Below are 18,451 nucleotides of genomic sequence, written 5' to 3' on the forward strand. Positions count from 1 at the left end.
GATGGCTCGACGCCCTGTACCCGACCCTTCCGGTCCGCCCGGCGTCGAGCCGCGCCAGCAGTCGACAATCGAGCACCTGCGGTCACTGGCAACACAGACAATTCCGCCCCTGCATCCGGCGGGTATCCCGTTCGTAGCGGTACCCGCCGCGGTTGCCGTACTGACCCGCCGCAAACGATGGATCTCGCGACCCGCGACGATCTTCGCCGCGGCCAGCGCCGCATTCTTCCGAAACCCCAGCCGAGTCCCGCCGACGGAATCCGGGGTAGTCGTGGCAGCCGCCGACGGCGAAGTCGCACTCGTCGACGAGGTTGTCCCACTTCCCGAACTCGGTCTGGGTGACCGGCCCGTCCCCCGGGTTTCGACCTTCCTCTCGGTCTTCGATGTCCACGTGCAGTACGCACCGATCAGCGGGGCCGTCGAGACCGTGACCCGGACAGCCGGCAAATTCCTCTCCGCAGACCTCCCAGCGGCCAGCACCGATAACGAGCGGACGTCGATGATCATCCGCACCGACGACGACGTTCGCATTGGCGTCATCCAGATCGCCGGGCTGATCGCCCGCCGCATCGTCTGCGACGCCGGGCCCGGTGACGCGCTGACAATCGGCACCACCTACGGCCTCATCCGGTTCGGATCCCGCGTCGACATCTATCTGCCCGCTGGCTCGGTTCCCCGGGTACAGGTCGGGCAGCGCACCATCGGCGGCGAAACCGTCATCGCGACGCTCCCGCAGGCCCCGGCGTGATCTCCGGCCGGCCACGCCAACCGGCGCGGGTCGCACGTCGCCGCCTCGCCGGTATCCGTCCGGGTAGATCATCGCAGCGCGATGGCCGCAGCAACTTGCAGTCGGGGCTCATTGTCATTCCGTCGGCACTGACCATCCTCGCGATCTGTGCCGGACTGTCGGCGATCCGTTTCGCCGGCGACGACAAGATCGACCTCGCGTTGGCACTTGTGGTCGCTGCCGCGCTACTCGACGGCATCGACGGCCGCGTCGCGCGATTGATGGGCGCCACCACCAAGATCGGCGCGGAGATCGACTCACTCGCCGACGCGATCAACTTCGGCGTGGTACCCGCGCTCATCGTGTACGTCCATTTGATGCCCGGCGAAGATGTCGGTTGGTTGCTGGCATTGGTCTATTGCTGCGCGATCGTATTGCGCCTCGCCCGGTTCAACACGATCAACGACGACGAGAACGCCCCCGGCTACACGAAAGACTTCTTCGTCGGTGTGCCCGCACCCGCGGCGGCCATTATTGCCTTGCTACCGATCGCGGTGGCACAGCAGTTCGGTGATGGCTGGTGGACGTCGGTCGGAGTGGTCGGTGCCTGGCTCATCTTCTCGGCTTTCCTTGCGGTAAGCCGTATTCCGACGTCGTCGCTGAAGGCGACGAGCCGGATCTCCCGCGCCGCGATCGCTCCGATCATGATCGTGATCGCCAGTGCGGCGGCATTGCTGGTCACCTACCCGTATGTGCTGATGGAGATCGCGATCGTGGCGTACCTCGCGCATATCCCGTTCGCGTGGCGTAACAGGCGGTGGGTCGCCGCCCGCCCCGAACAGTGGGACAGGCACCCACGCGAACGGCGCGCTGAACGCAAGGAATTGGGGCGGGCCCAGCCCAAACGTCGCAGGCTACCGGTTCGGCGCAAGTCACAGGCACGCCTGGGCCTTCGCCGGCCGACCGGCACCGGGCCGACACCATGACCGGATCCCAGCTGACCCTGACCGCGAAACTCAATCCGGCTGCCGTCGAAGCTCGACGCGGCATCGCGCGCGTTCACCCCGAAGTTCTTGCCGCACTAGGGCTTCGGGAATGGGATGCGGTGTCGATCACCGGAGCCAGGGTGACAGCGACCGTAGTCGCGGCCACTTCGGCAGATTCTCCCACCGGTGCCATCCTGCTCGACGACATCACCCTGTCGAACGCCGGCGTCAAAGAAGACGCGTTGGTTGTCTTATCGCCGGTCGTCGTTCACGGCGCGACGCGCGTGGTGGTTTCCGGCTCCGCGTTGGCGAGCCAGTCCGTCGACGAAGCGACCTTGCGGCGTGCGTTACTCGGCAAGGTACTCAGTGTCGGCGACACCACGTCACTGCTTCCCCGCGATCTCGGGCCCGACTTCACCGCGGGTACCGCTACGCGCAAACTCGCTGCCTCGGTTGGTATTACGTGGACCAATGAGTTACTGACCGTCGTCGAGGTAGAACCACGGGGGCCAGTCAGTGTGCAGCCCAACACCGCGGTCCTCTGGCCAGCGCGCACCGATACGGCAGTGCCGGCCCCTCAATCACCGAGTACCGCAATAGTTTCCGCTCGCCGTACCCCTCCGGCGAAAGCCCGTCCGGTAAATGAACTGGTCGGCGTCGACACTCAGATCGCCAAACTCACCGAATGGCTGCGTATTACGCTCGACGAGCCAGAGGTGTTGACCGCGCTCGGTGCACAACCGCGACTGGGTGTACTCATTACCGGCCCGGCCGGCGTCGGAAAAGCAACGCTCGTCCGATCGGTCTGCGCCGACCGCACAATCGGCATCATCGACGGCCCGACCGCGGGAGCCCTTGAGGCACAAGCACGTACCCGGTTGGTCACCGACACCATCGCGGCACTGTCGGCCTCCGGTGGCGTTCTGTTGGTCACCGACGTCGATGCGCTACTGCCCTCGGGACCGGAACCAGCGTCAACCCTCATCCTCGACGCATTGCGCAAAGCGATCGCCGAACACCCCATCGCGTTGATCTGCACCACCGCGAGTCCGGCCGGACTCGACACACGGTTGCGCGATCCGTCGCTCTGCGATCGCGAATTGATCATCAGCCTCCCCGATGCGGCAACTCGAGGCCGGCTCCTCGCGGCCATCTTGACCGGCGTGCCAACCGGCGGCGACCTCAAGCTCGACGAAATCGCCTCGCGGACACCCGGTTTCGTGGCAGCCGATTTGGCCGCGCTAACTCGGGAAGCGGCATTGCGAGCCGCCGGACGAGTGTCGGCCAATGACGGCGCTCCACCGCGGCTGACCGCCGAGGATCTGTACGGTGCGCTTTCGGTTATCCGGCCGGTGTCGCGAGCCGAGTCGCCCGAAGTCGCATTGGGTTCGATCACACTCGACGACGTCGGGGATATGGAACAGACTCGTCAATCGCTCACCGAGGCCGTGTTGTGGCCGCTGCGGCATCCGGATACCTTCACCCGACTGGGCGTGCAACCTCCGCGCGGAGTACTCCTCTATGGTCCGCCCGGCTGCGGCAAGACTTTCGTCGTACGCGCGCTGGCAGCGTCGGGACAACTCAGCGTCCATACCGTCAAGGGTGCCGAACTGATGGACAAGTGGGTCGGTTCATCGGAAAAGGCTGTGCGCGATCTGTTTTCGCGTGCACGCGAATCCGCGCCGTCGCTGATCTTCCTCGATGAGGTCGATGCGCTCGCTCCCCGGCGCGGTCAATCCACCGACTCCGGGGTGAGCGACCGCGTAGTGGCCGCACTGCTTACCGAACTCGACGGCGTCGAGCCGCTGTCCGACGTCGTAGTGCTCGGCGCGACGAACCGGCCCGACCTGATCGACCCGGCGCTTCTGCGGCCGGGTCGGCTGGAGCGGCTGGTGTTCGTTCCACCACCGGATGCGGACGCGCGTTACGAAATTCTGAAAACCGCCGGGCGCAATGTGCCGCTCGCCGACGAGATCGACCTACGAACGCTCGCGGACGAACTCGACGGCTACTCCGCCGCGGATTGTGCTGCGCTGCTTCGTGAATCGGCCCTGGCGGCTATGCGCCGCGATATCGACGCGGCAACTGTGAACGCCGAGGACTTAACGTCGGCACGCGCGGCGGTGCGGCCGTCGCTCGATCCGTTACAGGTGGCCGAGTTGGAGGCATACGCGCAACGTCGAGCTACTCAGCGTTGACCTGATAGAAGACCGAATTGGGTCCACCAGCGGCCTGCGGCGTGGCGCCAACCTGTGCCCAATAGGTCGTGTCTCCGTCTTTACGCGACAACATCACCACGTGCTGGCCGCCCTCGGTAGTCCGCGACGATTCGGTGAAACCAGACTCGGTGAGTTTCTTGACCGCGGCGTCGAGCGCGTTGCCGACATCAGATTTGCCCTGCACGGTAATCGACCATCCGTCGGCGCGGGTTCCATTGGCGGTCAGTACCCGGCCATCGAGAAGCGGAATCTGATCGGCCGGGAAATCGCTCGGCAACGCCACCACATCGAGGCCATCACTGCTCTTGGTGTCGTCACCGCCGCACCCGCTAAGTAGAAGCAGGCACGAGAGAGCGGCGAGCAGGCACGCGGTCAATTTCCTCACGAGGTCAACCGTAACGGTCGGCCGTCAGTGGTGGAACGGGCTGGTCGCGCTTTCCCGCGGCAACGGGGACTCCAGCCGATCCAGGAAGTCGACCTCGGATTTGATGTCGGCCAGCAGGACCGTCGCCAGATCTCGGCTCAGTCCCGATCGCACGACTATCCGCTGGACGGTGAGATCGGCCAGGTCGTCGGCCAGCGGGTAGGCCGGTACCAACCAGCCCCGCATCCGCAGGCGATCGGACAGATCATAGAGATTCCACTTGTCGGTGTACCCCTCGCGCAGTCGCCATGCGAAGACCGGAATGGTGTCGCCTTTGCTGATCAGCTCGAAGGGCTTCATCTGCCCGATCTCCCCCGACAGATATTGCGCGACATCGAGTGACCCCTGCTGGACCTGGCGATATCCTTCCCGACCAAGTCGCAGAAACATGTAGTACTGCAACAGAACCTGCGCCCCGGGTCGGGAGAAATTCAACGCGAACGTCGGCATATCGCCGCCCAGATAGCTGACGTGAAATATCAGACTCTCCGGCAACGCCGCACGGTCACGCCACACCACCCATCCGACACCCGGATACACCAGACCGAATTTGTGACCGGAGGTGTTGATGGAAACAACGCGCTCCACCCGGAAGTCCCACTCCAGATCGGGCTGGCAGAACGGTGCGACCATCGCGCCCGACGCCCCGTCGACATGAATCTTGATGTCCAGGCCGGTACTCGCTTCGATGTCATCGAGCTTCGCGGCGATCGCGGCCACCGGCTCGTACATTCCGGTGAACGTCTGACCGAGAATGGCGACTACACCGATCGTGTTCTCGTCGACATAGTTCTCCAAGTCGTGGCCGTCGAGAACCAGGTGATCGGCGTTCACCGGCACATATCTCGGCTCGACCTCGAAGTAGTTGCAGAATTTCTCCCAGCACACTTGCACGGCCGTCGACAACACCAAATTCGGCTTCTCGGTGGATAGTCCCTGAGCTTTACGCCGGGACTGCCAGGACCGCTTGAGCGCGAGGCCGCCGAGCATGCACGCCTCCGACGACCCGACCGTCGACGTTCCAATCGCATCGTCGACGACCGGCGCGTTCCACAGGTCGGCGATCATCCGCCAGCATCGATCCTCGATCGCCGCGGTCATCGGATACTCGTCCTTGTCGATCATGTTCTTGTCGACGGTTTCCGCGTACAGCTTTTTCGCTTCGTCATCCATCCAGGTGCTGACGAAGGTCGCCAAATTCAGTCGGGCGTTGCCATCGAGCATCGCCTCGTCATGCACGATCTGGTAAGCCGTTTCGGGCAGGCTCTGATCCTCCGGCAAGGCAAAACGCGGCATTTCGGTCGCTTCGCCCGGCCTGGTGAACACGGTGTTGAGTTGAATCGAGTCAGAGAACTCGATGTCACGACGCGGACTTCCGGGACGGTGGGCCATGAGTACTCCTCGGGATGGGTAGTCAGCCGTAAAGAGCCACATCGGTAAGATGGATACCTGCGGGACCTAACTTCCCGTGACACCCCGTCGTCGACAGTGGCCGACTCAACCGTATCGGAGTGCCCGTGATTTCAGTGCTGGTCGCGCTATGCGTGTGCGCGCTTCTAGCACCAATGATCATCATGCGACTGGGTACGCGCGGGTTCTACGTCCTGGCCCTCGCACCGGCCGCGGCGTTGCTCTGGCTTGTCTTGAACTGGCCGACCGCCGGCTCGCCGTATACCGAAACGCTCGAGTGGGTTCCGGGGCTGCACATGTCGATCGTGCTGCGGATGGACACTCTCGCCGCGATCATGTCGATACTCATCCTCGGCATCGGCGCGCTCGTATTGTGTTACTGCGCCAACTATTTCGACGAGGTGCGACCGCGCGTCGCGACCTTCGGCGGCGAGATGATCGCTTTTGCCGCCGCGATGTTCGGGCTCGTGGTCTCCGACAACATGCTGGTGCTGTACGTCTTCTGGGAAGCCACGACGGTGCTGTCCTTCATGCTCGTCGGCTTCTACGCCATGCGCGCGACGTCGCGTCGCGCGGCTACCCAAGCCCTGCTGGTGACCACCCTGGGCGGACTCGCCATGCTCGGCGGCATCATCATGCTCGGCGAGCGGGCCGGCAGTTATCTGCTGTCGGACATCCTGGCGAATCCTCCCGCGTCGTCGACGTTGATCGACACCGCGGTTGTCCTGATACTCATTGGCGCACTGAGCAAATCGGCTATCGTCCCGTTCCACTTCTGGCTGCCCGGCGCGATGGCCGCGCCCACTCCGGTGAGCGCTTACCTGCACGCCGCGGCAATGGTGAAGGCCGGTATCTACCTGGTCGCCCGCCTGGCGCCGGCATTCGCGACGACGGTCAGTTGGCATGCGGTGGTCATCACCCTGGGCCTGGTCACCATGATCCTGGGTGGCTGGCGGTCCCTGCGCGAACTCGACCTCAAACTGATCCTGGCTTTCGGCACGGTCTCCCAACTCGGCTTCTTGACCGTGCTGGTCGGTATCGGCGATGCGAATGTCGCGATGGCGGGTTTGACCATGCTGGTCGCACACGCGCTGTTCAAGGCATGTCTGTTCATGGTGGTCGGCATCATCGACCACGCCACCGGCACGCGTGATCTTCGACGCCTTGCCCGGTTGGGTGAGCGACTTCCGGTACTCGCACTGACCGCTGCCATAGCCGCCGCCAGCATGGGCGGGCTGCCGTTCACCATCGGATTCGTCGGCAAGGAAACCGCTTTCGGCTCGGTGTGGACCAGTGGGGCGTTATCGGACTGGCAGGACAAGGTCGTCGACTTCACGCTCCTCGCGGGGTCGATTCTCACCTTCGCCTACGCGACGCGTTTCCTGTGGGGCGCCTTCGGCCGCAAGGTCCGCAAGTCTCCTACATCGGCGGTACGCGACATGCATCCGCCGAACCGGATGTTCCTATTCGCTCCAATCCTGTTGGCACTGTTGGGTGTTGTCGCCGGATTCCTCAGCCCACTCCTGGGTGATCTCTTCGAGCCGTACGCGCATTCGCTGCCCACCTACGGCCACGAGATCGAGCATCTGGCGATGTGGCACGGGTTTGGTCTGCCAGTGGTGTTCTCACTCGTCGCGATCGTCGGCGGCGTGTTGGTCTTCCTCGTCGTGCGAGCGCAACGTGACCACCTCTTCGTGCATCGCCCGCTGGTCAATGCCGACCGCATCTACGACGCCGTGTTGCGTGGCGCCGACATCGCTTCGCTAACACTGACCCGTAACACCCAACGCGGGTCCCTCCCGATTACCGTCGGCGTCATTCTGCTGACCACCATCGCGCTGCCGGTAGCAATGCTCTTCACCGGAAGCCGAAACACCCTGTCTATCAAGGGTTTCGAGAACGCCGCGCAAATCGTGATCGCCGCTGTCATCGTCACCGCCGGCGTAACGGCCACGCTGCTGCGTAACCGGTTGGCCGCGGTGATCGTCGTCAGCGTCACCGGTTACGGCTGCGCCGCTCTGTTCGCGCTCTACGGCGCACCCGACCTCGCCCTCACCCAATTCCTGGTGGAAACACTCACCCTGGTGATCTTTGTGTTGGTGCTGCGAAAGCTGCCCGCGGAACCAGAACCCCGGCATTCCACCGGCTTTCGACCGTTACGTGCGGCGCTCGCACTGGCTTTCGGCGCGACCCTCGTCGGAATCGGTCTATTCGCCGCCGCGGCCCGCGACACCACGCCGGTTCAAGTCGATCTCCCCGGTGCCGCATACACTTTCGGCCACGGCGCCAACGCGGTGAACGTCATTTTGGTCGATATCCGCGCCTGGGACACCCTCGGCGAAGTATCCGTCCTCATCGTCGCGGCAACCGGTGTCGCGTCAATGGTGTTCCGCAACAGGCGTTTTGGGGCCGCACCCCGAGTCGCCGACGCAATGGCGATGTCCGACATCGACGACGATCCAATCCCACCCGATCGCACCACCTGGCTCAAGGGAAGCGACCTGCGCGACCCTCGGCATCGTTCGATGGTGTTGGAAGCCACTACCCGCCTCATCTTCCCGACGATGGTCGTACTGTCGGTCTACTTCTTCTACGCCGGACACAACGCACCCGGCGGCGGTTTCGCCGGCGGACTCACGATGGGTCTGGCGCTGGTGCTGCGCTATCTCGCGGGTGGGCGGTATGAACTCGGCGAGGCGTTGCCGGTCGAACCGGGCAAGATCCTGGGCGCGGGCCTGGCCGTCTCGGCGGGCACCGCTATCGCGTCGCTTCTCGTCGGTGCACCGGCATTGTCGTCGGCGATGGTCAGTTTCTCGCTGCCGGTGCTCGGCGATATCAAGATCGTCACCGCACTGTTCTTCGACCTCGGCATATACCTGATCGTGGTCGGCCTGGTTCTCGACATTCTGCGCAGTCTCGGTGCCCGCCTGGACGTCGAGACTCAGCAGATCAGCGGCTCACGGGCGGTGAGCGCATGAGCGTCAATCTCGGTCTCCTCGTCGCCGCCGGAATTCTCGGTGCCGCTGGCGCCTACCTGCTGATGGAACGCTCGCTGGTCCGCATGCTGCTCGGCCTGATCCTCGCGGGCAATGGCATCAATATGCTCATCATCGTCATCACCGGCGGCATGGGTAATCCGCCGATCAAAGGTCAGACCGCCGCCGACCGTTCCCAGGACGCCGACCCACTCGCGCAGGCGATGGTGCTCACCGCGATCGTGTTGACGATGGGCGTCGCCGCTTTCGTGCTGGCGCTGGTCTACCGGCTCTTCGTCCTCAATCGAGATGACGACGACGTCGAAGACGACACTGAGGACGTCAAGATTCTGACTAGCTCAATCCACACCGCTCCCGACCGCGACCGCAGTGACGATCCGATCACCGGCGCCGATACCGCCGCGGGTGACTACTTCGACGACGACGGAAATCCGCTCACCGCAGAGGAATTCGTGGCCCGCAAGGTCATCGAAACCGACCTCATGCCGGAGGAGGTCGCCGACATCGTCGACGAACTCTGCCTCGATGACACGACCGAGTCCGAGTCGGCGGGGGAGGCTCGCGAATGACCCCCCACAGTTCGTGGATCACCACGCTGATCGTCTTGCCAACCCTGGTACCTCTCGGCGCGGCCGCGTTGACTCTGCTGCAGGGTCGCCACCCCCGCTTCCAGCGGGCCGTAACCGTCGCCGCGATCACGGTCGCGCTGATCGCATCAAGTCTGATGCTGTATCTGACGAATGAGAACGGCACCTATGCCGTCCACATCGGCGGCTGGGGCGAGAAGGGATTTCCGAACGGACCGCTGGGTATCACGCTGGTCGTCGATCAGTTGTCGGCGCTGATGCTGGTGGTGTCGACGACGGTGCTGCTGTTCGTGGTCATCTACGCCATCGGCCAGGGTATCCGCGACGGCACCACGCAGCAGCCGGTGTCGATCTTCCTGCCGACGTACCTGATCCTGTGCGCCGGAGTCTGTAACGCCTTCCTCGCCGGCGATTTGTTCAACCTATTCGTCTCCTTCGAGGTGCTGCTGGCGGCAAGTTTCGTCCTGCTGACGCTGGGTGCCAGCGGCGACCGGGTTCGCGCCGGAGCCTCGTACGTGATCGTCTCGATGGTCTCGTCACTGATCTTCCTGGTTGGCATCGCATTCGCCTATGCCACCACCGGCACGCTGAACCTCGCCGAGATGGCGATCCGACTCGACGACGTTCCGTCGGGAACACGCAATGCCCTCTACGCGGTGCTACTCGTCGCCTTCGGCATCAAGGCAGCCGTCTTCCCGCTGTCGACGTGGCTACCGGACTCCTACCCCACCGCTCCCGCACCGGTCACCGCGGTGTTCGCCGGCTTGCTGACCAAAGTCGGCGTGTACGCGATCATCCGCACGCACACATTGCTGTTCCCCGGCGGATCGATGGACACGATTCTGCTCGTCGCCGGATTGCTGACGATGCTCGTCGGCATCGCGGGTGCCATCGCACAGTCCGACATCAAACGTCTACTCTCGTTCACCCTGGTCAGCCACATCGGCTATATGATCTTCGGCATCGCGTTATCGTCGGAGTTCGGGTTGTCCGCGGCGATTTACTATGTGGCACACCACATTCTGGTGCAAACGACACTCTTCTTAGTGGTCGGCCTCATCGAACGCCAAGCCGGATCAGCGTCGCTGCGCCGCCTCGGTGGCCTGATCGCGAGCCCGCTACTCGCGGTGTTGTATTTGATACCCGGTTTGAATCTCGGTGGTATTCCGCCATTTTCCGGGTTTATCGGCAAGGTCGCGTTACTGGAGGCGGGCGCACAAGACGGGTCTGTCCTGGCCTGGTTGCTGGTTGCCGGCTCACTGGTGACCAGCCTGTTGACGCTCTATGTGGTCGCACGTGTGTGGACTAAAGGCTTCTGGCGGCCCCGCGCCGATGCGCCCGAAGGCGAACTCTCGGACGCCGGACCGTCGGCGTTGGTCGATGAAAGCACCGACTCGGCATTCGCCGAACGCGCCGACGTTGGCCGGATGCCACCGGCGATGGTGTTGCCGACGGTCGCCATGGTCATCGTCGGCCTGGCGATGACCATCTGGGCGGGCCCGATCATCGCCTACACCGAACGCGCAGCCCACGACATCACTTCGCGCACCGTCTATCTCGACGCGGTGCTCGGCCCCAATTCGCTCGACGGCACCGCGAAAGGGGGCAACTGATGTCGTTCCGGTCCGCGGTTGTCAACGCGTGGCGGCTTAGTCTGTTGTCCATTTTCTGGGCGGTGGTATCGGCTCTCGTCTGGGTGCGCGGGCATATTCGGCTGCCGCGCTGGCTCGGTAGCGACAGTCGCGAGGTCGCCGTCCGGTTGTGGACGCTGGCGTGGCTGACTTTCGTGTGGGTACTGCTGTGGGGTGTGGTGTCGTGGGCGAATGTTATTGCGGGACTTGTCCTCGCGATCGCGGTCGTGACACTTCTGCCACTGCCGCGCGTACCGGTCGAGGGTCGTATCCATCCGTTGTCGTTGGCAATCTTGGTGATTCGGCTGCTCTACGACTTCGCGGTGTCGAGTTTCCAGGTCGGCTGGATGGCGCTTCGGCCGGGTAAGCCGCCGCTGGGCGCGGTCGTTCGCGTGCGCGTGGCCATCAAATCCGACATGGTACTGACCCTGGCTATCGACTATCTCAACCTCGTACCCGGCACGATGGTGGTGGAACTCGACCACCGACGTCGACTGTTATATGTCCACGTCTTCGACGTAAGCAGTGAACGTCGGGTACGCGCCTTCTACCGACAGGTCGCCTACACGGAGAAAATGTTCATCAAGGCATTCGAGCGGGACAGCGAATGGCACCCCAGCCCGTATCACGGCATCGACGACGAGGAGCGAGCATGAACTCGGTGATGCAGACGGCGTGGTCCATCGCGGGCGCGGTGTTGCTGATCTCGGCAGCACTGACCACCTACCGGATCTTGCGCGGCCCAAGCACATTGGACCGGCTCGTCGCGGCCGATGTGCTCATCGCATTGACAATGTGCGGCCTCGCGTTGTGGGCCGCGATCAGCAGGGACTCCACCGTCGTCCCGTCCATCGTCGCGATCGCGCTGGTCAACTTCCTCGGATCATTGGCCGTCGCTCGCTTTCGCGTTCGGGATGATCAGCAATGATCGGCGACATCATCAGCACGACGCTGATTCTGCTCGGCGCCCTGGTAGCCCTCACCGCGTCGATCGGGTTGGTGCGCTTCCCAGACACCCTCAGTCGGATGCACGCCGCCACTAAGCCGCAGACTTTCGGGTTGCTGCTCATCCTGGCCGGAGCGTCAATTCGCTTGGCGGGCAACGTCGATGTCGGCATGCTGATCTTGGCGGGGCTATTCGCGTTGATCACCGCTCCGGTGGTCGCACACCGGATAGGACGGTTGGTCTACCGCGAACAGCGAGCTCAGGACGGGCTGTCCAATTCAGAACCGGAACCGGAGTCCGAGTCGCCGAAACCGTAGTCAGTCGCAAACCCGACTCGCGCAGACAATCCCGACACCAAAACGGGGTCGGATCTGTCGCCCAGAGTGGGGTTTACTAACCCAGTTCTGCGACAATCGAACTCACGACGTCGCGCATATCGGCACTCCGTGCGTAGGCCTGTCGCTGCCGCTGGTACGACGCGCCCCGGCGAATGATCTCTTCCACACCGGCGAGTTCGTCGACGCACAACAGTTCCCGCGCGATTGGCGCTAGCCGCTCCAAGATGTCGGCCAAGTCGTCGGTGACCAACCGCTCGTTGCACTGCGCATCCTGGATGACGATCGCATCGAGCCCGTATCGCGCTGCGCGCCACTTGTTTTCCTGCACCAGCCAGGGTGCCATCTGCGGCAGCGTCGCCGATGGATCAGTGCGCCGATCTTCGGTTAGCGTCCGATCGAGATAGACGATCAGGCAGTGCGTCAATGCGACAAGGGCGGACAGCTCGCGCGTATTCGACACTCCGTCGCAGATCCGCACTTCGATTGTGCCCAAGTGCGGCGATGGCCTTATATCCCAACGGATTTCGTTGAGATGGTCGATAATGCCGGTCGTCTTCTGGTCGGCGACGAAGGCTTCGAATTCCGACCATTGAGTGAACTGGAAGGGCAAGCCGGCGGTCGGCAACTGCTGGAACATCATCGCGCGATTACTGGCGTAGGCGGTGTCTTGACCCGACCACATCGGCGACGACGCCGACAACGCCAGTAGATGCGGGTAGTACTTGAGCAAGGCAGAGACGATCGGTAAAACCTTGTCGCGGTGGGAGATTCCGACGTGTACGTGTACTCCCCAGATAAGCATCTGACGACCCCACCATTGGGTCCGCTCGATCAGCTCGGCGTATCGATGCCCCTCGGTGAGTAACTGCGTCGACCACTGCGCGAACGGATGCGTTCCGGCCCCGTACAGGTCAACGCCGAGCCCGTCGGCAACCGAGCGCACCAGCGAGAGCGTATCCCCGACGTCGGCGACCGCTTCGGCAACGGTCGTGGAGACACCGCTGACGAGTTCGACGGTGTTGCGTAACAGTTCTTTGTGCAGTTTGCGGGTGATCTCTTCACCGGCACGCTCTACTACGCCATCAATAAGCGCCGCAGCCGAATTCGACAGGTCACGAGTATCCCTGTCGACCAGCGCGAACTCCCATTCGACACCCAGCGTCGGCGTCGGCGATCCCACGAACTCGACCGGAATGATCATGCACAGCTCACGTAGATCACTCTTTGGCCGTGATCACTCCGCACGCGAGCCGAGGGCCCGCGTCGCCGGTCTTCATTGTCGTCTGATCCGGCGACGGCGCGTACCGCGTCGGGATGTTGCCGAAATTGTCCGGCTTCTCATGAATCACGATGGACTTTCCGACGATCTGGCTCAACGTCACCGCATCGGTAGTGGTGATCGTGGTGCCGGTGCCGTTCTTAAGTACGTTGAGCGACACCAGATCTCCGCTCGATGGATGGCCGGTATGGCCGTCAACTTGCAGGTGTCCACCCGCGCTGCTGAACGGTTCGGTCGTCGACGGATCGCATACGCCATTGGAATGAAGGTGCAAGCCGTGGAAGCCCGCGGCGACTCCCTTGGTCACCTCGACGGTGACTTTCACCGCGGCACCCTCGGGTGTGAAGATCGCCGTACCTACTTCATTGTTCTTGGCGTCGACCAGTTTCGCGACAGCTCCCACCTTCTCCGACGAGCCGCCGGGGACCGTTACCTCGCCGGGAGGCGCCTGGTCGCCGGTGATGACCGAGGGAGTGGTGCCCGGCACGTCGGTCGGCTCCTCGCCGTTGCTACAAGCCACCAGGCCGACGGCGACAACGCCGGTCGCGCCGACAGCCGCTACCGCCCGTGCCCACGTGCGGGCAGTCCTCGTGTTCGATGTTGCCGACCGACTATTCACTGCGACTCCTTGCGGGTTGGGTTACGAACGCGAAACCATTACGACCGGAATACCACTGGCGCACTGGGTGAAACTCGACGGGCGCTCCTCTACACTCGCGCCACCGGGAACGTCCTTGGCGACTTTCTCGGCCTCCGACTTGGTGTTCCCCGCGTCGCCGTCGGTGTCGTAGAAGACCGTATTCTCCGTGAAACTCGACGTCGAAAGATTGTGCGGCGACGCGAGCGTATATCCCTTTTCTTTCAACGCATCGGTCACTTCACGCGCCAAACCACTGACCGACCCCGCGTTGAATACGCATAGTCGCACGTCGGTGGCTGCCGAGGTCGACGAAGGAGGCGTCTGAGAACTAGCCGAAGACGGTGTGCTGGTGGCAACTTGGTTCAATGCCGTATCCGGATCGTCGCCACTGGTCGCAACTCTGTGCGCGCCCAATCCTATGCAGGCCACGGCGAGAGCAAGTAACAACATGGCGCCGGCTCGCAGCGGAAGACGGTTCGGTTCGCGATCTGCATTCATCACGGCAACTTTAACTCACGGCACCGAGTGAGCCGGACAACACAATCGGCTCAGGTGATGTCGAATCCAAGGCGGCGGGCCGCACGTGCTTTCTGACGCGAGGCGCGCAACCGCCGCAGGCGCTTGACCAGCATCGGGTCCGCGGCCAACGCTTCGGGACGATCGACAAGTGCGTTAAGGACCTGGTAGTAGCGTGTCGCCGACAGACTGAAGAGTTCCTTGATGGCGTCTTCCTTGGCGCCCGCGTACTTCCACCACTGGCGTTCGAATGCGAGGATGTCGCGTTCCCGACGCGAAAGGCCGTCCGCGCCAACCTCGTGCGGATCGATATGCGACGAAGCGTCGGCACTGGTCGCATGCTTGCTCGCATCACCTTGATTCTGACTCTGCGCTGCTGCGCCGTCCATCTCGCTCCCTGAAAGAATCGCTTGGTGAAAATTACTCTCACACTGCTGCTCACGACCCGCTGACCTGGGAGTTCCTTCGGCGTGTTCGTACCGAAAGGCAAGTCTGGTCCGAGCAGTTCGGGTTAATCACAGCAATGTTGTTCGTTGATATCTAACCACGGCGGCCCACTGGGACACGCGATGACTCGCCCGGAAAAACTTTCCGGTGCCGCGAAGCCGGGCTCGCATCAGATTGAAGAAGACCGCAATCGAAATGAAAAAGTGCCTTCATGTGAAAACATGAAGACACTTTTTCTGTCTTTGACCCTGGGGGGGCCTCTTCGTGATCGACGGTACGCGGCGGGTTGCGTCCACGCAACCAGCGTCATCCGCTCATGACCGGCACAGTCGACTTCTCGACAGGATCAGTGGCGAGCGTGTCGCCCCGTACTCGCGAATCGCCCAGGGGCACGGCCGGAACACCCTTGCTTACTACCACTGGAACACGCAACTGGCCGCCGCCTATCTCGAGTTGCTGTCGGTCGCTGAGGTGGTCTTCCGCAATACGGTTAACGAGCAACTGCGGGAGTGGTGCCGCGTGCGTACTGGTGAGGATGTATGGCTGACCTCAAACACCGCCCTCCCATATCCGCTAGATAAGTTGTTCGAGTCAGTACGGCAGGGTGCGATGAGTCGGGCCCGTGACGCGAAAACTGTGCGGGACTCGACGCCGGGGCACGAGCGCACAGGTTCACCACTGACTGAGGGAGATTTGCTGTCCCAGGTGACATTCGGTCAGTGGCATGGCCTTTTTCCTTACAAGGAGGGGGCCGCCGCCGACCCAACGACCAACGGATACCGCCTCCGCATTTGGGGTGAAGCACTACACACGGCCTTTCCTCCGGATGTGAATCCGGGCGACGTACGTTGGTTGCTCTTTCGTCTTACGTACTTCCGAAATCGAGTTGCCCACCACGAGTGCATTATTTCTCCGCCTCTGCCACCCGACCGGCGTCATCCTTTGCGTGCACGGCTGAGAGATGTCTTTACCCTGCTCCGATGGATCGACCCGGGCATCCACGAGTGGGCGTCTGGTTCCAATCGAGTCAGCGGCCTACTGAATACCGGCGCAGCAACGCTCGAAATACCGAAGCCGTCGAGCGAAGGGATGCCTCCTGTGCTACCGCCGACGTCAAAGTAGTCGGACGCCACAGCGTAATCTTTCTGACCATGGCTATTCTCCCGATCTGCATTGTCGGCGAACCCGTCCTGCACCGGCCGACCGAACCCGTCACCCTCGACGCGACCGGTAAGCCGTCGGCGTCGGATGTCACGTTGCTCGACGACATGTACGAGACGATGGACAAGGCGAACGGTGTTGGCTTGGCCGCCAATCAGGTAGGTGTCGGCAAGCGGATGTTTGTCTACGACTGCCCGGCTGGCGATTCGCGGGCGTCTGAGCGCCAGCGCGGGGAGGTCATCAACCCGGTGTTGGAGACTTCCGAGATCCCCGAGACGATGCCCGATCCCGACGATAACGACGAAGGTTGCCTGTCGGTGCCCGGCGAGCAATTCCCTACCGGACGCGCCGACTGGGCGCGCGTCACCGGCGTCGACCGCAACGGAGACGAGGTAGTCGTCGAAGGCACCGGATTCTTCGCGCGGATGCTGCAGCACGAGACCGGCCATCTGGACGGCTTTCTCTACGTCGATGTCCTAGTCGGCCGCAACGCCCGTGCCGCGAAGAAGGCAATCAAAAAGCACGGCTGGGGACAGCCAGGGCTCACCTGGACTCCGGGTGACGTTTCCGATCCCTTCGGTTGGGATGACTGACCCTTCCGTCCTGTACCTCGGCGACCGCATCGTCGTCCGGTATCGCGTCGATGATCGACGACTCACCGACGTGACGGGCCTGGTACGCGACACCAACGATCCGTTGATCGTCGAGGGCACCGGCCCCAAGGAGCGCGGTGAACACATCTCGATCAGACGCACCGATGTGATCTCGGTGCGACTACTGTCCTACGCCACCGTCCGTAATTCAGAGATCCGCGCGGTGGCACAGAAGCTCGCACGAGCGGTACCTGCTCATGTCGACCTTCATTCGGGGTGGCTTCTGCGCGCGGAAGCGGCTGCGCCGCTTGATAATTCGGCGGTGCCCGTCGACGTCGAGGCGCGCGCCGACGGCTCCTCGTTGTCGGCGATCTCGCAGTGGTACACCGAGCGTGGACTGCCCCCGATCCTGGCGCTGCCCGAACGATTGATCCCCGACGCACACCTTGCCGGCACACCCGTCGGCCCACTACTCCACGTGTTGGTGAAGCCCGATGACTCCTCCGACGCGATCGTCGTTGACGCCACCGATCGGCCGCGCGGCGAGGATTTTAGGTCGTCGGGCTATCGACTGCACCACGTGATGCGCCATCTACAACCCGGCACGTACGGTGATGCGTGATGTCAGCGGATTCCTCACCTCAAACACGTGCGCGCCGTAAGTCGATCGCGTCGGCGATCGCGGTCGTGATTATCGTCGTCGTGGTTGGCGCGATCTGGTTAGTCACCAATCGCTCCGAGAGCACCACGTCTTCGTCGACCGTCGGCACCAGTTCGACGAAAGCCACCAGCAGCAAAGTGCCGGCTCGCGTCAGCGCTACCCTGGCGCTCATCGACGCCGGCCGCTGGCCCGAAGCGGCGAATGCTCCGGGCACTCAGGGCGGTCGGACCTTCCGAAATAACGAAGGCCGCCTCCCCCGTAAAGCTGCGTCAGGCAAGGCGATGCGCTACCAAGAATGGGATGTCAACGCCAAGGCACCCAACCGCGGTCGCGACGCGGAACGAATCATCACCGCAGCCGACGGCAGCGCGTGGTACAGCCTTGATCATTACCGCACCTTCATTAAGATCCGAGGGCCCAATTCGTGAGTCGCACTGCCACTTTCGCGGAATTCCTGGCGAATGCTCAACGCAGCGACGATGTCGTCGCGCTGCGTAGCGATAGCAACGCCGCCGCTTTGTCGGTCGCCCCGCGCCACGTCGACGGCGCTGCGATGCCCGGCCTGGCGGGGGTCTATTCCGAGTTCGCGCGGGCATGGGAATTCCCCGACTATTTCGGGGCAAACAAGGATGCGTTCGACGACTGCATGCGCGACCTAAGCGGCTCTGAGTTGGTGACCGAAATCCGAAGTGCGCAAAAGCTTCTGATCGACGAGCCACGTCAGCTCCGCTGGTTTGCCAACTCGCTGGCCTTCTACGCCGAGCACTATCGCCGCGCGAGTCCCGCCGCCACATTCGCGGTGGTGCTGACCGTGCCCGCGACTGATCTAGCTGCCGTGCGGCGTCGGTGGCAGAACGTCGACGTCACGCCAATCTTGTTGGGGGAATAGC

19 protein-coding genes are annotated in these 18,451 nt (G+C 63.0%); 13 read left to right on the plus strand and 6 right to left on the minus strand.

Annotated elements, in window-relative coordinates; translation table 11 throughout:
• Nucleotide 1: 1 nt before the first annotated feature.
• From GOEFS_RS05590 to GOEFS_RS05600, 3 genes are read left to right on the plus strand one after another with little or no spacing between them, the layout of a single operon-like run.
• Nucleotides 2-748: a phosphatidylserine decarboxylase gene (locus GOEFS_RS05590; protein ID WP_007316917.1), complete on the plus strand. Its 747-nt coding sequence runs from the start codon at nt 2-4 to the stop codon at nt 746-748.
• Entirely contained in the window at nt 745-1,713 is a 969-nt protein-coding gene (locus tag GOEFS_RS05595) for a CDP-alcohol phosphatidyltransferase family protein (protein ID WP_007316918.1), read from the plus strand. Before GOEFS_RS05590 ends, GOEFS_RS05595 begins: the two co-directional genes overlap by 4 nt.
• Nucleotides 1,710-3,911, plus strand: a complete 2,202-nt coding sequence (locus tag GOEFS_RS05600) for an AAA family ATPase (RefSeq protein ID WP_007316919.1) — start codon at nt 1,710-1,712, stop codon at nt 3,909-3,911. Before GOEFS_RS05595 ends, GOEFS_RS05600 begins: the two co-directional genes overlap by 4 nt.
• Here GOEFS_RS05600 and GOEFS_RS05605 read toward each other — a convergent pair.
• Both GOEFS_RS05605 and gad read right to left on the minus strand, forming a co-directional pair.
• Nucleotides 3,898-4,317 carry a hypothetical protein gene (locus tag GOEFS_RS05605; protein ID WP_007316920.1) on the minus strand — a complete coding sequence of 140 codons (420 nt, stop codon included), beginning with the start codon at nt 4,315-4,317 and terminating at the stop codon, nt 3,898-3,900. The genes GOEFS_RS05600 and GOEFS_RS05605 overlap by 14 nt on opposite strands.
• Nucleotides 4,318-4,341: 24 nt before the next feature.
• On the minus strand, nt 4,342-5,748 hold the full coding sequence (gene gad / locus GOEFS_RS05610) for a glutamate decarboxylase (protein WP_007316921.1): 1,407 nt from the start codon (nt 5,746-5,748) through the stop codon (nt 4,342-4,344).
• Nucleotides 5,749-5,873: 125 nt separating this feature from the next.
• Here gad and GOEFS_RS05615 point away from each other — a divergent pair, with 125 nt between their 5' ends.
• From GOEFS_RS05615 to mnhG, 6 genes are read left to right on the plus strand one after another with little or no spacing between them, the layout of a single operon-like run.
• A complete protein-coding gene (locus GOEFS_RS05615) occupies nt 5,874-8,744 on the plus strand; it encodes a Na+/H+ antiporter subunit A (protein WP_007316922.1) in 2,871 nt (956 codons plus the stop codon).
• Nucleotides 8,741-9,331, plus strand: coding sequence for a Na(+)/H(+) antiporter subunit C (locus GOEFS_RS05620; protein ID WP_007316923.1), 591 nt, complete (start codon nt 8,741-8,743; stop codon nt 9,329-9,331). Before GOEFS_RS05615 ends, GOEFS_RS05620 begins: the two co-directional genes overlap by 4 nt.
• The gene (locus tag GOEFS_RS05625; RefSeq protein ID WP_007316924.1) at nt 9,328-10,962 is read left to right on the plus strand and encodes a Na+/H+ antiporter subunit D; all 1,635 of its coding nucleotides are present in this window, start codon (nt 9,328-9,330) and stop codon (nt 10,960-10,962) included. The genes GOEFS_RS05620 and GOEFS_RS05625 overlap by 4 nt, the downstream gene beginning before the upstream one ends.
• A complete protein-coding gene (locus tag GOEFS_RS05630) occupies nt 10,962-11,636 on the plus strand; it encodes a Na+/H+ antiporter subunit E (protein WP_007316925.1) in 675 nt (224 codons plus the stop codon). The genes GOEFS_RS05625 and GOEFS_RS05630 overlap by 1 nt, the downstream gene beginning before the upstream one ends.
• A gap of 8 nt (nt 11,637-11,644) precedes the next feature.
• A complete protein-coding gene (locus GOEFS_RS05635) occupies nt 11,645-11,908 on the plus strand; it encodes a monovalent cation/H+ antiporter complex subunit F (protein ID WP_040524573.1) in 264 nt (87 codons plus the stop codon).
• Nucleotides 11,905-12,243 (plus strand): monovalent cation/H(+) antiporter subunit G, encoded by a 339-nt coding sequence (gene mnhG, locus GOEFS_RS05640; protein ID WP_007316927.1) that lies wholly within the window; start codon nt 11,905-11,907, stop codon nt 12,241-12,243. The genes GOEFS_RS05635 and mnhG overlap by 4 nt, the downstream gene beginning before the upstream one ends.
• 76 nt (nt 12,244-12,319) lie before the next feature.
• On the opposite strand, the gene GOEFS_RS05645 is transcribed toward mnhG, so the two are convergent.
• Genes GOEFS_RS05645 through napA form a run of 4 tightly spaced genes read right to left on the minus strand, consistent with a single transcriptional unit; the run spans nt 12,320 to nt 15,088 of the window.
• Nucleotides 12,320-13,465, minus strand: a complete 1,146-nt coding sequence (locus tag GOEFS_RS05645) for a glutamate--cysteine ligase (RefSeq protein WP_007316928.1) — start codon at nt 13,463-13,465, stop codon at nt 12,320-12,322.
• Between the two features lie 16 nt (nt 13,466-13,481).
• Nucleotides 13,482-14,162: a superoxide dismutase family protein gene (locus GOEFS_RS05650; RefSeq protein WP_007316929.1), complete on the minus strand. Its 681-nt coding sequence runs from the start codon at nt 14,160-14,162 to the stop codon at nt 13,482-13,484.
• Nucleotides 14,163-14,183: 21 nt separating this feature from the next.
• Complete coding sequence (locus tag GOEFS_RS05655; protein ID WP_040524552.1) at nt 14,184-14,681, minus strand: LytR C-terminal domain-containing protein; 498 nt, start codon at nt 14,679-14,681, stop codon at nt 14,184-14,186.
• Between the two features lie 50 nt (nt 14,682-14,731).
• The gene (gene napA, locus GOEFS_RS05660; RefSeq protein WP_007316931.1) at nt 14,732-15,088 is read right to left on the minus strand and encodes a nucleoid-associated protein NapA; all 357 of its coding nucleotides are present in this window, start codon (nt 15,086-15,088) and stop codon (nt 14,732-14,734) included.
• A 1,209-nt stretch (nt 15,089-16,297) separates the two neighbouring features.
• On the opposite strand from napA, the gene GOEFS_RS05665 reads away from it, so the two are divergent.
• From GOEFS_RS05665 to GOEFS_RS05680, 4 genes are read left to right on the plus strand one after another with little or no spacing between them, the layout of a single operon-like run.
• Complete coding sequence (locus GOEFS_RS05665; protein WP_007316933.1) at nt 16,298-16,900, plus strand: peptide deformylase; 603 nt, start codon at nt 16,298-16,300, stop codon at nt 16,898-16,900.
• Nucleotides 16,893-17,522 carry a GNAT family N-acetyltransferase, cg3035/Rv0428c family gene (locus tag GOEFS_RS05670; RefSeq protein WP_007316934.1) on the plus strand — a complete coding sequence of 210 codons (630 nt, stop codon included), beginning with the start codon at nt 16,893-16,895 and terminating at the stop codon, nt 17,520-17,522. The genes GOEFS_RS05665 and GOEFS_RS05670 overlap by 8 nt, the downstream gene beginning before the upstream one ends.
• On the plus strand, nt 17,522-17,989 hold the full coding sequence (locus GOEFS_RS05675; protein WP_040524553.1) for a guanyl-specific ribonuclease: 468 nt from the start codon (nt 17,522-17,524) through the stop codon (nt 17,987-17,989). The genes GOEFS_RS05670 and GOEFS_RS05675 overlap by 1 nt, the downstream gene beginning before the upstream one ends.
• Nucleotides 17,986-18,450: a barstar family protein gene (locus GOEFS_RS05680; protein ID WP_007316937.1), complete on the plus strand. Its 465-nt coding sequence runs from the start codon at nt 17,986-17,988 to the stop codon at nt 18,448-18,450. The genes GOEFS_RS05675 and GOEFS_RS05680 overlap by 4 nt, the downstream gene beginning before the upstream one ends.
• Nucleotide 18,451: the final 1 nt, after the last annotated feature.

Origin of the sequence: Gordonia effusa NBRC 100432 (assembly GCF_000241305.1) — a bacterium.
Taxonomy (GTDB): domain Bacteria; phylum Actinomycetota; class Actinomycetes; order Mycobacteriales; family Mycobacteriaceae; genus Gordonia; species Gordonia effusa.

Bases quoted from the DNA above. Each gene is read 5' to 3' on its own strand.
- GOEFS_RS05625 (WP_007316924.1), top strand. From the start codon at position 9,328: ATGACCCCCCACAGTTCGTGGATCACCACGCTGATCGTCTTGCCAACC.
- GOEFS_RS05670 (WP_007316934.1), top strand. From the start codon at position 16,893: ATGACTGACCCTTCCGTCCTGTACCTCGGCGACCGCATCGTCGTCCGG.
- GOEFS_RS05630 (WP_007316925.1), top strand. From the start codon at position 10,962: ATGTCGTTCCGGTCCGCGGTTGTCAACGCGTGGCGGCTTAGTCTGTTG.
- gad (WP_007316921.1), bottom strand. From the start codon at position 5,748: ATGGCCCACCGTCCCGGAAGTCCGCGTCGTGACATCGAGTTCTCTGAC.
- GOEFS_RS05645 (WP_007316928.1), bottom strand. From the start codon at position 13,465: ATGATCATTCCGGTCGAGTTCGTGGGATCGCCGACGCCGACGCTGGGT.
- GOEFS_RS05665 (WP_007316933.1), top strand. From the start codon at position 16,298: ATGGCTATTCTCCCGATCTGCATTGTCGGCGAACCCGTCCTGCACCGG.
- GOEFS_RS05675 (WP_040524553.1), top strand. From the start codon at position 17,522: ATGTCAGCGGATTCCTCACCTCAAACACGTGCGCGCCGTAAGTCGATC.
- mnhG (WP_007316927.1), top strand. From the start codon at position 11,905: ATGATCGGCGACATCATCAGCACGACGCTGATTCTGCTCGGCGCCCTG.
- napA (WP_007316931.1), bottom strand. From the start codon at position 15,088: ATGGACGGCGCAGCAGCGCAGAGTCAGAATCAAGGTGATGCGAGCAAG.
- GOEFS_RS05620 (WP_007316923.1), top strand. From the start codon at position 8,741: ATGAGCGTCAATCTCGGTCTCCTCGTCGCCGCCGGAATTCTCGGTGCC.
- GOEFS_RS05590 (WP_007316917.1), top strand. From the start codon at position 2: ATGGCTCGACGCCCTGTACCCGACCCTTCCGGTCCGCCCGGCGTCGAG.
- GOEFS_RS05655 (WP_040524552.1), bottom strand. From the start codon at position 14,681: ATGAATGCAGATCGCGAACCGAACCGTCTTCCGCTGCGAGCCGGCGCC.
- GOEFS_RS05635 (WP_040524573.1), top strand. From the start codon at position 11,645: ATGCAGACGGCGTGGTCCATCGCGGGCGCGGTGTTGCTGATCTCGGCA.
- GOEFS_RS05600 (WP_007316919.1), top strand. From the start codon at position 1,710: ATGACCGGATCCCAGCTGACCCTGACCGCGAAACTCAATCCGGCTGCC.